The sequence below is a fragment of the bacterium genome (genome assembly GCA_026414725.1).
GTDB lineage: Bacteria > Ratteibacteria > UBA8468 > B48-G9 > JAFGKM01 > JAAYXZ01.
Genome location: JAOAIL010000001.1, coordinates 1 through 14839 on the forward strand (window position 1 = coordinate 1; position 14839 = coordinate 14839).

Sequence of the window (14839 nt, forward strand, 5' to 3'; positions counted from 1 at the left end):
AGGCTGATCTTGCCCAAGAGTTCACATCGACGGCAAGGTTTGGCACCTCGATGTCGGCTCATCGCATCCTGGGGCTGGAGAAGGTCCCAAGGGTTGGTCTGTTCGCCCATTAAAGCGGTACGTGAGCTGGGTTCAGAACGTCGTGAGACAGTTCGGTCTCTATCTGCCGTGGGCGCAGGAGGCTTGAAGGGGAGCTAACCCTAGTACGAGAGGACCGGGTTGGACGAACCTCTAGTGTACCGGCTATCCCGCCAGGGGTAATCGCCGGGTATCTATGTTCGGAAGGGATAACCGCTGAAAGCATCTAAGTGGGCAGCCCACCCCAAGATTATGCCTCCCTCCTGATGGAAACATCAGGACTGAAGACCCCAGGTAGACCACCTGGTTGATAGGCTCCATGTGTAAGACCCGTAAGGGTTTAAGCTGAGGAGTACTAATCGGTCGAGCGGCTTGACCATAATTTTTATTCTGACAGGGAAGATGACAACGTCTTCCCTGTTTTTTTTTGACATAAATTATGCTATCTTTTAAAATATTAGTATGAAAAGAAAAAAATTGAGAAATGGATTTACACTCATAGAGATAAGTACAGTTGTAGGGATTGTCTCTGCACTCTCAGTTGGAACATATATGGGAGTGCAGAAAGGAAGAGAAAGAGAATGTATTAATAATCTTCAGCAAATACACAAAGCGGTTGTTATGTTTGAAATGGACCATGGGTATCTACCTATGGCTAAATTTTTCCCTTCATCTCCATCTGACCCGAAAGGACTTAACAACATATTAATACCTTATGGAATAACAGGCAGTATTCTTTTTTGTCCTTCTATTCCTGAACAGTTGAATAGATATGGTACAAATTACATATGGAATGACACAGCCAACGGGAAATCTCTTGACTCTCTCGCCCCCAACACATGGCTTATGACTGAGATGACAGCCGTTAGTAAAAACATACCGGGGCCCCATACAGGTAGTAGATTTTCTATACTTTATGCAGGGGGAAATGCACAAACAGGAGAAAGAATATATCTGCCTGATACCACTCCTGTCCAGAAGCCCAAAGAGGAAACAAGAGAGATTAAAAAAGAAGAGAAAAAAACTGTTGAGATACAGCCATCTTTAAATATCCTAACGAAAAAAGAGGCACGGGCAGGAGAAAAGGTAAAGATATCTATCTCTATATCAGATGGGAAAGGTGGTTCACTACCGATAAAACCCGGTATATTTTCAATAACTACAGATGACCCATCGGTAGATATCCCTTCATATTTTGAAGTAAAAAATGAAACATTGAATTTTGAAATTTCTTCTGTTTTTAACAAAACAGGTAAATTTCATATAAAAGTAAAAGAAGAAAGTTCAGGAATAGAAGGAGAATTTGAGATAACTATCATACCTGAGTCCGTCTCCCAATTTTTATTTTCTAACTTTCCTTTAATATGGGAAGCAGGTAAACCACAGATAGTTTACATCCACGCCTGTGATAAAAATGGCAACAGGACAGATGATTATGACGGTGAAATAAATATTCTGGCAAGAAATGGAAAAATATCCCCTGAAAAAATAATGATGGCAAAGGGTACATGGATAGGCGATATTATGTTGACAGAATCTTCTGAAAGTAATGTTTTATATGTAGCAGGTGAAAGAGGTATCATGGGAGTAAGTCCTGAATTCCAAGTTAGACATACAACACCTTCAACTATTACTATATCTTCTGAAAGCAAAACAGAACCAGTGGCAGGTACCTCTTATGATATAACATTAGAAGTGAAAGATATGTATGGCAATATATGTACTGATTATACAGGTGAGATTGAAATGGCCCTTCCCGAAGGTGCATCTGGTGATAAAAAGGTCTCATTAAACATAGAAGATAAAGGAACCAAAAAAACATCACTTATATTTTTTAAAGCAGGAAATAAAAAAATTCTGGTTTCATCAAGAGATATTAAAGGAGAAAAAGAGTTTTATGTGGCTCCTGGACAACTGGCTGGCTTTTCCATCGGAGATATAGGAACACAGGAAGCAGGCAAAGCATTCAGCATAATTATTAAAGCAACGGATAAATGGGGAAATGTTGTAAAGGGTTATTATATCAAAGAACCATCTGGAATGGAATATATGAAACGTGATACCTCAGCGGGGATATGGATGGAAACAGTAGTGATAAAGAAAGCGGGACAGTATAATATTGTAGTTGAAGATATGGCAGGTAATCGTGGGACATCAAATCTATTTTATGTAAAGCCATCATCTCCTGTAAAACTTGAAATTGAAAATATCCCTCTGGAATTAATCTCTGGGAAAGAATATACAGGAAATATTGTAGTGAAAGACCAATTTGATAATGTTATTTCTGACTATAAAGGCAACTTCACATTGGAGACAGAAGGGATAAAAACAGAAATAAAAGAACTCTTTATAAATATAATTCCTGATAAAACCGGATGTTATAAACTTATTTTAAAAGATAAAGATAGTAATTTATCCACTGAAAAATATCTTGTTGTCATATCAGATAAAAAATAACTCTTTATTTTCAAATTGACCTGCAAAAATGAAAAAAGTCATAGTTGAAGTTATCTGTGTAGGAAGTGAACTTTTATATGACAGGATAAACACAGATATTAATATTATATCAGGTATAATTATAAAAGCAGGTTATACTGTACAAAGATGTACAACTGTCAGGGACGAGAAAGAAGAAATAAAAGATATAGTATATACTGCTCTAAAGAGAAGTGATATTATCTTTATCACAGGTGGTTTGGGTCCAACATCCGACGACTTAACAAGAGAGGCAGTTGCAGAAACTTTGAATAAAAAACTTATCTTTTCAGATATTATCTGGGACAGGATATGCAACAATTTTTACAGAAGAGGCATAAAAGACATACCTGAAATAAATAAAAAACAGGCATATATTATTGAAGGAGCAGAAGTGATAGAAAATAATGTTGGAACAGCCCCTGGAATGGTAATAAGATATGATGAAAAAATATTACTTCTTCTCCCCGGTCCACCTACAGAACTCATTCCTATGGTAGAAAAATTTGTAGAGGGCATAAAAGAAAAAAACAATACTAAGGTATATCGTTTTGGGATTTCAGGAGTACCTGAATCTTATGTTGAAGAAAAAATTTATAATTTTTTTACAGAAAAAGGTATTAAATATACTATCCTCGCCAGTCCTCAGGTAATAGAAATCCTTATACCATACGAAGGTGAATTGGAAGAACTTTCTTCAATAGAGTCATTTATGAAAGAGATATTTGCTGAAAATTACCTGGGAATAGACCCCCCTGCCCTACCTGTGATTATAGGTAATCTGTTAAAAGAAAAGAAATTAAAGATAGCAATTGCAGAATCATGTACAGGAGGGCTTGCTGGTAAACTTCTTACAGACATTCCTGGAAGTTCTGAGTATTTTCAGGGCTCCTTTGTTGTATATAGTAATATCTTAAAAAAAAGGATATTAGGAGTGCCAAAGACAATTATAAAAAAGTACGGCGCTGTAAGTGAAGAATGTGCACTTTATATGGCAAAGGGCGCTAAAAAGAAAGGAAAGGCAGATGTCTCTATAAGTATAACAGGGATAGCAGGACCTACAGGTGAAACAGATACAAAACCTGTGGGGCTTGTATATATAGGTATTGGATTTCCTAAAAACAAATTCTATATCCATCGGTTTATATTCTCAGGTAATAGAGAGAGAATAAGAGAAAGAGCGGTCTATCAGGCATTTGAACTTTTAAGGAGATACCTTGTTTATGAAAAGTAAAATTATCTCAATTATAATTGCTGTTCTAATTATGGGGACATTGACAATAAAAATTGTTACACTTCCTCCTAAACTTAAAACAGCAAAACTTATAGAAATTCCTGAAGGGGCAAACGCAGTAGATGTGGCAAAAATTCTGGAAGAAAAAGGAATAATAAAAAATGATGACTGGTTTCTTTATCTAACAAGAAGATACAATGTCCAGGAAAAACTTCAGGCAGGAATATATGAATTTTCAGGTAGAACTTATCTGAAAGAAGTGATAAAAAAGATTGTACATGGAGATGTTATAATGGTAAGGGTAACCATCCCTGAAGGAAGTACTGTTAAAGAAATTGCCGATATACTTGAAAGAAGAAAATTGGTCTCAAAGGATGAGTTTATTAAGTATGCTGAATATAAAAAATTAGAGGGTATGCTTTTCCCTGATACATATCTTTTTCCTCATAAGATATCAGTTGAGGCAATAGCAAAAACAATGTATAAAAGATTCAAGGAGGTCTTTGAAGAAATATATGGAGCCCCAATAACAGAGGAAAACTTCAAAAAAGTAAAAGAGCTCGTCACTGTTGCATCAATCGTTGAAAAAGAGGCAATGTATGACAGTGAAAGAAGAATTATTGCAGGGATTATATATAAAAGATTAAAGAAAAATATCCCATTGCAGAGTTGTGCTACGGTTATTTATGCAACAGGGAAAGCGAGAACACGGCTTTCAAACTCTGACCTTAAGGTAAGGTCTCCATACAATACCTATACACACAGAGGACTTCCCCCTGGCCCTATATGCAATCCTGGACTTTCTTCACTTAAAGCTGCCTTAAATCCAGAAAAAACGGACTATCTCTATTTTGTATCTATGGGAGATGGAAGAAACTACTTTTCAAAGACATATGCTGAACACATTGCAGCAATCAAGATGTTTTTATCATCTACCACATCATCAGAAACTTCCCTATAAAATTATTTCAGATATCTATAAAATCTCCATGTATTACGGCCTGCCCTTTTCGCCTCATACATCGCAATATCTGACTTCTTCCAGAGCGTATCTACATCTTTACCATCCTGAGGGAAAAAAGATACTCCTATACTTGCTGTAACATTTATTGTTTCTCTTTTCATTACTATTGGCGCTTGAATACTTTTCAAAATTTTTTTTATAACCTTATTAACTGAATCTACTGTGGAAACATCTGAAACGAGTATTAAAAATTCATCTCCACCTATACGAGCAACCACCTCATTTTTTCTTAATACATCCGTAATACGTTTACTTATTATCTTTAATACTTTATCACCTGCTATATGCCCATTATTGTCATTAATATGTTTAAAATTATCAATATCAAGAAATAACAGGGCAAACTTCTGCTCGTTATACTTTGCCCATTGTATATGGGATGCAAGATACCCTCTAAAATACATACGGTTAGGCAGTCCTGTTAATCCATCAGTATATGCTAATTTTCTAATCAGTTTTTCTTCCTTTTTCTTCTCTGTTATATCTACCATTGTTGTTCTTATACTTATAACCCTTCCCAACATATCTCTCTCAACTTTATCTTCTATTGAAACAATGACAGGACTACCATCCTTCCGTAAATAAACACGGCCATTGGCTTTGGGGAGTTTACATCCTTTAATTTTTAACAGAAATCTTTTTCTTGCCTCCTCTCTCTGTTTAGGATGTATAAAATCGAAGATAGAACGTCCTACCATCTCTTCAACTTCATACCCTAACATTTCTGCCTCTGTTTTATTTACAGCGATAATAATTCCCTCTGGATTCAGGATATGATAAGCTATAGGTGCATTGTCCCATAATTCCCTGTATTTTTCTTCACTCTTTTTGAGGATATCTTTGGTTCTCACCAACTCACATAGATGGCCAAAAGTAGCAGCAAAAAGCGCCAGAAGTTCCGTATTTATCTCTTTACCAGAAAAGAAGTTATCTGTCATAACATATCCGATATTTTTATTACCACACCAGAGAACTGCACATGCCCACATACCTTTACCTACAACTTTCCCTTTATTATCCCGGAGATATGTATTTCTTACAAGTACTTTAGGAGGTTTTAAAGAACGAACCTTTCTTGCTATTTCTTCGTTATCAAGCGGCAATACGCTATTTCTCTCATCTCTAACATTTCCTTTTTCATCAATACCGAAAGACCCCTCTATTTTATTTGGTTCCTTACTTTTAAACCATATACCTATTCTATCAAAACCAAGTTTTTCCTTTGCTAATCTAACTGCTTCTTTACACAGTTCATCAAATGACTCTATCCGGGAAAGTTTATTGTTAATCTCAAGAAGAGCAATAAGTTGGTCTCGCGTTACACGTTCATTTTTCGGTTTCATATACCTGTCCCTCAAATTCATATTATATCATATATTCAGGTGGGAATAACTTCTATGGAAAGTGTACTGGATTTTATTCCATGTTTAATAAGGAAAGAAGTCATAATAGCAATCATTGCGCCATTATCAAGGCAGAGTTTTTTATCAGGTATAAAGAGTTTTATCCCTTTTTTTTCTGAAATCTCCTGAAACCTTTTTCTTATATATCCATTCTGCACCACACCACCACCAAGCATAAGTGATTTAACAGGGTACTGCTCAAAACATCTTGATGTCTTCTCTATAAGTGTATCCCCCACTGCTTTCTGAAATGAAGCACAGATATCAGGGATATTTTTAAGTCCATACTTCTTTACATAATAGAGTACTGCTGTTTTAAGCCCACTGAAACTGAAATTGAGAGAGTCCTTATTAAGGAGTGTAACAGGAAATTTTATCTTTTCCTCATCACCTTTTTCTGCCATCTTTTCAATATATGGTCCTCCTGGGAACCCCAATTCAAGCATCCTCGCAACTTTATCAAACGTTTCTCCACAGGCATCATCAAGGGTCCTACCAATTATTTCAAAACTCACAGGGGTCTTGATATAGAAAAATGTTGTATGCCCGCCAGATACCACAAAACCGAGTGCTGGAAACTCTATGTCTGGATTAAGAAAGTTTGCTGCAATATGTGAATAAAGGTGGTTAACCTTGTATAGCGGTTTACCGAGAGAATATGCAACTCCTGCTGCAAAAGAAACACCTACAAGTAAAGAACCTTTAAGTCCAGGAGTATTTGTCACACCTATGAAATCAATATCTGAAGGCCTTATACCACTCTCATTAATGGCTCTGTTAAATAGAAAATCTATCCTTTCTGTATGTGCCCTGCTGGCAAGTTCAGGAACGATACCCCCATAAGCAGAATGTATATCTTCCTGAGTAGCAATAATATTTGAAAGTATCTGTCCATCCTTTAAAATCCCAATTCCTGTCTCATCACAGGATGTCTCTATACCGAGTATTAACATAACTGAAAAATTAAAAATATATGAATATTACCTTACTCTCCTACAAAAGGGAAAATGTATAATTCACTCAAGGAGTGAAGAAACAGGTACAATCTCCACCCCCTCCCTTTCTATTTCTGGTATAACCTTTCTCAAGACCTCAATAGTATTCTTCCTCGCATGACCTATCCCTAATGCTTTTCCCTGTTCTTTAGCCGTTTTTACAAGTGCCCATATCTGCCCTTCTATATATTGAGGGTCTGACTGATTATCAAGGAATATATCCCTCTTTGCTGTCTTTATCCCCATCTCCTTTGCAAGGGTATAACCCTTACTCTGTCTTGCTGTCATACTGTCAACAAAAAAAAGATTTTTCGCTCTAATAGCATCTAACAAAATACCCATCTTCTCTTCATCTGAAGTGAATAAAGAACCCTGATGGTTATTTATTCCTTTCACCCCGGGATAGAAATTTTTAAGTGCTTCATAAAACTGCTGGTTAATCTCATTATTACTCATATCTGTTTTTATGACCCCTTTATCAAGTGGTTGTGCAGGTGGTTTTGGCTCCAGAGGTATATGTAAAAGCACCTCTATTAACTCTTTATTTCTAACTTCATTAAAGACATCTTTACTGTAAGGAGCATAAGGAAGTATTGAAATAGCAATTGGTCTGTTAATCTTCTCTATTTCCTTTATAATTTCTTTGTTCCACCCGGCATCATCTATAATAATACCTATCTTTACCCTTTCCTGTATTGGCACTGAGGTTTTCTTCTCTGCTATGGATACCCCTTCCTTCTTTTGAACCGGAACAGGAACTTTTGGAAATCTTTCCTTCTTTACTTCCCTAATAATACCAACAAATGTTATAAGAATACACAGAATAATAAAAAGCACAAGAGGCAAAAAAGGAGAATTATCAGATAAATTTTTTTTAACCATTACCTACTTTCTGTTTAAGTATTTCAAGTGCTTTTTGAAACTGTACATCATCCTTCCCTGCAGGTATTATTGCATTATCTTCAGGAAGTTTTACAGATATATCTGGTTCTATCCCTTTACCTTCAATACAGACACCTGATGGTGTATAGTAATGCGCCGTGGTTAACTTCAAAGAAGAGCCATCAGATAATGGCACAAGATTCTGTACAGACCCTTTTCCAAACGTTTTCATACCAACCGCAACAGTAGAAGGGATATTATCTTTTAATGCACCTACAACAATTTCAGATGCACTTGCACTACCCTCATTTATAAGTAAAACAACTGGCTTTTCCCATAATGGACTTTTCCTGCTGTTAAATGTATTCTTATCTTTCTGTTCTCTCCCTTGAATATAAACAATCAATTTACCCTTAGGTACGAAAAGTTCACTGACCTCAATGGCTGAACTTAAAAGCCCTCCTGGATTATTACGCAGGTCAAGAATAAGTCCTTTTACACTCTTTCTATTGAAGTTTTCAAGAACCTTTGCAAGGTCAGATGATGTCTTTTCCTGAAAATCCCTTATTCTAACATATCCAATATCTCCCTCCATTATCTCTTCTTTTATGGATTTTACCTTTATAACATCCCTGACAAGTGTTATCTTTTTAAGTTCCTTGCCTCCTTCTCTTAATAAACTGATTGTAACCTCTGTCCCTTTTTTACCTCTTAACTTTCTTGCTGCTTCAAGGGTACTTAGTCCTTTTGTTGATTCCCCATCAATCTCTATTATTTTATCTCCTGCTTTTATACCTGCCTTCCATGCAGGAGTATCTTCTATAGGGCTTACAACTGTTATTATCCCATCTTTAGATGTAATCTCCATACCGACTCCACTGAATTCACCTTTTGTTTCTATCTGAAGTTCCTGGGTAAGTTCTGGTTCAAGAAAGGCACTGTAAGGGTCAAGTGATTCAAGCATACCTTTAAGTGCACCATATACCAGCTTCTTGTTCTCTACTGGTTCTACATACTGACTCTCAACAATCTTCATTGCATCAAGGAAAAGTTCTATATTTCTGTATACGTCTTCTTCTTTCTTTCGTGTCTGAGAAGCCCTAACATCACTCCCAACTATTATCGCGAGAGAAATCAACCCTATGATACTCCACACTACTTTTCTTCTCATCTTACTATTCCCCTTTCTAATTTTTTACCTATAATTATACACCTTATCACTTTTTATTTAAATACTCCTCTAACTTTCTCTTCACTATAACAGGACTTGCCTTACCTTTTGTTTTTCTCATCACCTGTCCTATTAAAAAAGAAATTGCCTGCTCCCTACCTGCTCTATAGTCATCTACAGCAGATGAATTTTCTGCTATTATTCCTTCTATAATACTACTTATTGCATCCTCATCTTCTATCTGTAATAGGTTCTTTTCAATGACTATTTTTTCAGGGGATATACCTGTGTTAAAACACTCCTGAAGTATTGATTTCGCAACTACTCCTGTAATTTTACCATCTTCTATCATTGATACAATCTGAATTAGATATTCAGGAGTAACAGGAGAATCTTCAATATCCTTCTTTGCTGATTTCAATAAAGCAGTAAGGTCTCCCATTATCCAGTTTGCAATTATCTTTGGCTTACCACCTTTTTTAACACACTTTTCAAAATAATCTGCAATATCCTTTTTAGATGTAAGAACACCTGCATCATATTCTGATAACATATATTCCCTACAAAATCTTTCTTTCCTCTGAAATGGCAATTCTCCAACCTGTAAAATGATATCTTTAATCATTTTATTATCAAAGATAAGGACAGGGAGGTCTGGCTCAGGAAAATACCTGTAATCCTGTGCCTCCTCCTTCCTTCTCATCTCCTCTGTAATCTGAAGGTCTTCATTCCATAAACGGGTCTCCTGTCTTAATATCTCTCCTTCTTCCAAACAGGTAATCTGCCTCCTCGCTTCATACTCAAGCGCTTTTCTCACTGCTTTGAAAGAGTTCATATTCTTAATCTCTATCTTTACGCCAAATTCTGTCTCTCCATATTTTCTTACAGAGATATTTGCATCACATCTTAAAGAGCCCTCTTCCATATTACAATCACTCACTTCAAGATATTCAAGTATGCTTTTTAGTGTAACCAGAAACTTCTCTGCTTCATGAGGACTTCTAATATCCGGTTCAGTAACTATCTCAATAAGAGGAACTCCACTTCTGTTAAGGTCAACAAGAGAAAAATCACTGTTACCTTCTGGATGAATAAGTTTACCTGCATCTTCCTCAAGATGTATCCTTCTTATTCTTATATTTCTATTGTCTATAAGAATAGCACCTTCTACAGCGAGTGGTTCTTCATACTGAGATATCTGGTAGTTTTTAGGCAGGTCTGGATAAAAATAGTGTTTCCTCGCAAAACGAGAAAATGGAGAAATTTTACAATTAAGTGCTATGGCTGTTTTCAGTGTCAGGTCAATTGCTTTCTTATTTATCACAGGGAGTACTCCAGGGAAACCAGCACAGACAGGACAGACCTGTGAATTAGGAGGTGCTCCAAATTTTGTAGAACATCCACAGAACATCTTTGAATCCGTAAGAAGTTCCACATGCACTTCAAGTCCTATTACAATTTCATATCCTTCCATAAATAAAAGAGATTATAATTAAGATATATACTCTCTAACTGGTTATTACACCTGTTTTAATACTTGCTTTAAGTGATGCGCCTGCAGAAAGTTTTAAACTATCTCCTCTTTTAACCGCATCTGCGAGATTGGGTAAACTTGAAAATGGTTCAAGTGCAATATTATAATTTCTGCCATACCATGGATATTCAAAACTTCCACCTCCTATCCTCCAGAACCATATATATCTAAAAACATCCAGAGGGAATTCAAATTGAAAACCTATCTTCAATTTTGTATTAAAAATCTCATATTTGCCCTCTGAAAGTTCAGAAAGAAACATTACTTCGGAAACATTATCTTTTTCATCAGGACAGATACTTATATCAACCTTTTTACCATTTATACCCTCAACCATTGGCCATATCCCTTCTGTTTGTTTAAGATTTGTAAATGACCTGCCATCGCCCTTACCTACAAAAACCTTTGCTTTCTTTATTCTAATAATACAATCAGGAGATAAAAACGGTTTTCCAAAAGCAGGATGATGCCCCCATATAAAATCCATCTCCTCACCACTTTTATTTGTTATCTTCTCATCAAAACATACAAAAGGGTTGTTCTTTTCAATGGATATTGTTTTTTCTATTAAAAATGGTGTTCTGTATGTCTGTGTATAAAATTTTATAGATAATTTTTCTCGTGAGTCATCAACTATATCATATCTCCAGGGAAGAAGTGCAACCTCTCCATGGAGTCCTAATACCGCCCCTTTATATTCACATATACCCCCACCATTTGGAAATATCTCTTGCCATCCACCTGGATACCAGTCAAGGAAATTTCCCACTTTGCCTTCCGCTGTTGTAATGAAAAGGTATGGTTTATAGAGTGGGATTGGACTTCTCCACATAAAATCAATATCAAGTGGTTTATAAAGAAACTCCACTATATCCGTTCCTTTATCTGCAAGGATTTCAAGACGGATAAGGTCATTTTCCATAATAACTGTTGTTATTCCATTCCATAAACATTCCATCCATCTACATCCACTATTTGCTGATAACATCCTCTTCTCCTTTTACAAAAAATGATTTAGGTGGGAGTAATCTTCTTGCACCCGCAAAGTTTCTCTTGAAGTATGAGTTATTAAGAGACGCAATGGTAACCTTTTTTTCTTTAAAACTGGCATGGATAAACTGATTATCCCCTATGTATATACCTACATGACCTATAGTTCCCCTGCGATAAAAGAAAACAAGGTCACCCTCTTCTATCTCTTCTTTCTCAACCGGTTCTCCTGCTCTGAATTGCTGACAGGATGTGTTTGGCAGGTCTATCCCTACTTTTTCATAGACACGTTTTACAAGCGTAGAACAATCAATTGACGATTTACCTATTCCTCCAAGCTTATAAGGCATATTAAGGAAATTAAATGATTCCTTGAGTATTACATCTCTGAGTGTTTTTGTTTCTCTTACAATCTCTGTTTCTGTATTATTCCCATCCGTCAAAGAAACACTTTCTTTTCCAGCAGAAACTACTGGAATTACAATCGTCATTCCTACCTTAAAATCATCATCACTCATAAGATTTTCTTCTTTTAACTGTTCCGGAGTAATATTATATTGAGATGCGATAGATTCTAATGTATCCCCATTCTTAACCTTATAATATATCTTTTCTGTATATGTACCAACAATAGGTTGAGGAGTTGTAACATCAGGGATAACAGGTTCCTTTTTCAGTACCTTAATTTTCAAGTTCTGTCCTATTTTTATATTAGAACTTTTAAGATTGTTTGTTTTTTTAATCTTTTTCACCGACACCCCATATTTTTTACTTATCCTTTCAAGTGTGTCTCCTTTTTTCACAGTATAAGATATGGTCTCATAATTCCCTGCAGGAACAGATATTTTTGCTGAAGAGTTATTTTCTTTTTTGGTCGGTTTATTTTCTTTTTCTGCCGTTTTTGATTCCTCTACTTTTCTAACTATAATTTTTTGTTTCGGCTTTATCATTGATGTTTCAAGGTCATTTAATTTTTTAAGTTCATACACAGTTGTACCATATCTTTTCGCAATAGAAGATAATGTCTCGCCCTTTTTTACATAATGATACTGTGTTATACCTTCAGAATACAGATAAGTGCATAGGAATATTATAACAACGAGGTATTGACATCTTATACGCATCATTCACCCCCTGTTTCTGAATCAACAGGAAAAAGTTTTTCTATCTCTTTTTTCTTCTTCTCAAAATACTCATCTATCTTACACATCAAGCCTTCCATATTTTCTATAGCCCTTATTCTTTCTTCAAGTTTATCCTGTTCTTTTATTATTACCCTTAATGCCTCTGCCACCGGGTCAGGGAGTTTTGCATGGTCAAGGTCAACCTTCTCCGTTTTATGTTCTCCTACGACCCTTCCAGGCACACCCACAACTGTTGAGCAAGGTGGAACATCCTTTATTACAACAGAACCTGCTCCTATCTTTGAATTATCCCCTACTTTTATTGCTCCAAGTACAATAGCACCTGCCCCTATCACCACATTATTTCCTATAGTAGGATGCCTCTTCTTTTTTTCGGTAGAGGTTCCACCCAGTACAACACCCTGATAAAGCAACACATCATCCCCTATTTCAGCTGTTTCGCCTATAACTACTCCCATACCATGGTCTATAAAAAACCTTCTTCCTATTACTGCCCCGGGATGTATTTCCACACCTGTTATAAACCTACCTATATGAGAAATAAGCCGTGCAATACTCTTTTCACCTTTCTTCCATAGAAAATGTGCTATCCTGTGCATAATAATAGCATGGACTCCGGGGTATGAAGTAAGTACTTCAAAAACATTTCTTGCTGCAGGGTCTCTTTCAAATACTGTTTTTATATCCTCTCTTATTCGCCCAAACATAGTTTATTCCAGCACAGGACTTTCTATCATCTCCTTAAATTTTTTATAAAACATTCCTGCATAAGCACCATCAATAACCCTGTGATCAAATGAAAAAGAGATATTCATCACAGAAATTATGCCAATTTTATCATCCATCACCACAACCTCTTTATCAATTTTCCCCACTCCCATAATCGCTAACCCTGGTGGACTTATTATCGGCTGAAAATTCTCTACACCATACATTCCTAAATTAGAGATTATAAATCTTACATTTTTAGTGTCTTCTTCAGTAAGTTTATTTAATCGTGCCTTTTCAATAATCTTTTTCCTCTCCTCTGATATCTGATATATAGTTTTACTATCACATTTTCTTAACCCAGGAACCACAAGCCCATCTTCAACAGAAACAGCCAGTCCTATATCGACTGAAGAATATATCCTTATCTCATCATTTATAAGTGCTGCATTTATCAAAGGATATTCTTTAATCGCCCTGGCTGCGAAAAAAATAAGAAAATCCGTATAGGTAAGGTCTACTCCTTCGTTCTTTTTAATATCTTTTATCTTTGCTATCCCGTTGACATTAAATTTTCCCTGTAAGTAAAAATGTGGTATCTCTCTTTTACTTTCGCCGAGCCGTTTTGCAATAATTCTTCTTAAAGGAGACCACTCTTTTACTGTATATTCCTCAGAAGATGTTTTCTTTACCTCTTCCTTTTTACTGGAAAGATAGTCAAGTACATCCTTTTTTTCAATCCTTCCTTCAGGACCAGAACCTTTTATAACAGTAATATCTATCCCTGCTTCTTCTGCTAACTTTTTTGCTACAGGACTTGCCTTTATTCTCCCTGATGTATCAGTTTCTGCTCTCTTCTGTACTTCGGGGATATGTGTTTTGTCCAAAGTCCTCTCTTCAGATACATCGGCTTTTGTTCCACTTTTCTTCTCCATAATATCAAGTGGTTCATCAGGAGTATCAGAAAGATAACCAATAACCGTTGTCACAGGTATGGCATTATCAGACGGTTCATAAAGTTTCTTCCTCAAATACCCACTTTCCAGTGCCTCAACCTCAAAATTTGTTTTATCACTCATAACCTCAAAAATAACCTCTCCTTTCTCAACCCTGTCCCCTTCATTCTTCTTCCATGAAACAAGGTATCCCTCTTCCATTGTCTCACCTAATTTTGGCATTATGATTTCTTTAATCATAAAT

General features: G+C 36.0%; 12 protein-coding genes and 1 rRNA gene. 4 read left to right on the forward strand and 9 right to left on the reverse strand.

All coding sequences use genetic code 11. The annotated features are described in order from the left end of the window. The 4 genes from N3D17_00005 to mltG form a co-directional block, all read left to right on the forward strand. Positions 1-458 (forward strand): 23S ribosomal RNA (locus N3D17_00005); the annotation flags it as partial. A gap of 82 nt (positions 459-540) precedes the next feature. Further along, positions 541-2535 (forward strand): type II secretion system GspH family protein, encoded by a 1995-nt coding sequence (locus tag N3D17_00010; GenBank protein MCX8081780.1) that lies wholly within the window; start codon positions 541-543, stop codon positions 2533-2535. 28 nt (positions 2536-2563) lie between these two features. Beyond that, positions 2564-3787 (forward strand): CinA family nicotinamide mononucleotide deamidase-related protein, encoded by a 1224-nt coding sequence (locus N3D17_00015; GenBank protein ID MCX8081781.1) that lies wholly within the window; start codon positions 2564-2566, stop codon positions 3785-3787. Further along, complete coding sequence (gene mltG / locus N3D17_00020) at positions 3777-4748, forward strand: endolytic transglycosylase MltG (GenBank protein MCX8081782.1); 972 nt, start codon at positions 3777-3779, stop codon at positions 4746-4748. The genes N3D17_00015 and mltG overlap by 11 nt, the downstream gene beginning before the upstream one ends. A gap of 2 nt (positions 4749-4750) precedes the next feature. On the opposite strand, the gene N3D17_00025 is transcribed toward mltG, so the two are convergent. The 9 genes from N3D17_00025 to N3D17_00065 all read right to left on the reverse strand — a co-directional run bounded on the left by N3D17_00025 (position 4751) and on the right by N3D17_00065 (position 14835). Then, positions 4751-6154: a diguanylate cyclase gene (locus N3D17_00025; protein MCX8081783.1), complete on the reverse strand. Its 1404-nt coding sequence runs from the start codon at positions 6152-6154 to the stop codon at positions 4751-4753. A gap of 35 nt (positions 6155-6189) precedes the next feature. Continuing rightward, complete coding sequence (gene tsaD, locus N3D17_00030; GenBank protein ID MCX8081784.1) at positions 6190-7167, reverse strand: tRNA (adenosine(37)-N6)-threonylcarbamoyltransferase complex transferase subunit TsaD; 978 nt, start codon at positions 7165-7167, stop codon at positions 6190-6192. 63 nt (positions 7168-7230) lie between these two features. Next, positions 7231-8091 (reverse strand): divergent polysaccharide deacetylase family protein, encoded by an 861-nt coding sequence (locus tag N3D17_00035; protein ID MCX8081785.1) that lies wholly within the window; start codon positions 8089-8091, stop codon positions 7231-7233. Further along, on the reverse strand, positions 8084-9262 hold the full coding sequence (locus tag N3D17_00040) for a S41 family peptidase (protein ID MCX8081786.1): 1179 nt from the start codon (positions 9260-9262) through the stop codon (positions 8084-8086). The genes N3D17_00035 and N3D17_00040 overlap by 8 nt, the downstream gene beginning before the upstream one ends. A 46-nt stretch (positions 9263-9308) precedes the next feature. Next, complete coding sequence (gene gatB, locus N3D17_00045) at positions 9309-10736, reverse strand: Asp-tRNA(Asn)/Glu-tRNA(Gln) amidotransferase subunit GatB (GenBank protein ID MCX8081787.1); 1428 nt, start codon at positions 10734-10736, stop codon at positions 9309-9311. A gap of 34 nt (positions 10737-10770) precedes the next feature. Next, a complete protein-coding gene (locus N3D17_00050; protein MCX8081788.1) occupies positions 10771-11784 on the reverse strand; it encodes a DUF4432 family protein in 1014 nt (337 codons plus the stop codon). Beyond that, positions 11768-12913, reverse strand: coding sequence for a LysM peptidoglycan-binding domain-containing protein (locus N3D17_00055; protein MCX8081789.1), 1146 nt, complete (start codon positions 12911-12913; stop codon positions 11768-11770). The genes N3D17_00050 and N3D17_00055 overlap by 17 nt, the downstream gene beginning before the upstream one ends. After that, entirely contained in the window at positions 12910-13638 is a 729-nt protein-coding gene (gene cysE / locus N3D17_00060) for a serine O-acetyltransferase (GenBank protein MCX8081790.1), read from the reverse strand. The genes N3D17_00055 and cysE overlap by 4 nt, the downstream gene beginning before the upstream one ends. A 3-nt stretch (positions 13639-13641) precedes the next feature. Further along, entirely contained in the window at positions 13642-14835 is a 1194-nt protein-coding gene (locus tag N3D17_00065; protein ID MCX8081791.1) for a 2-oxo acid dehydrogenase subunit E2, read from the reverse strand. Positions 14836-14839 lie beyond the last annotated feature (4 nt).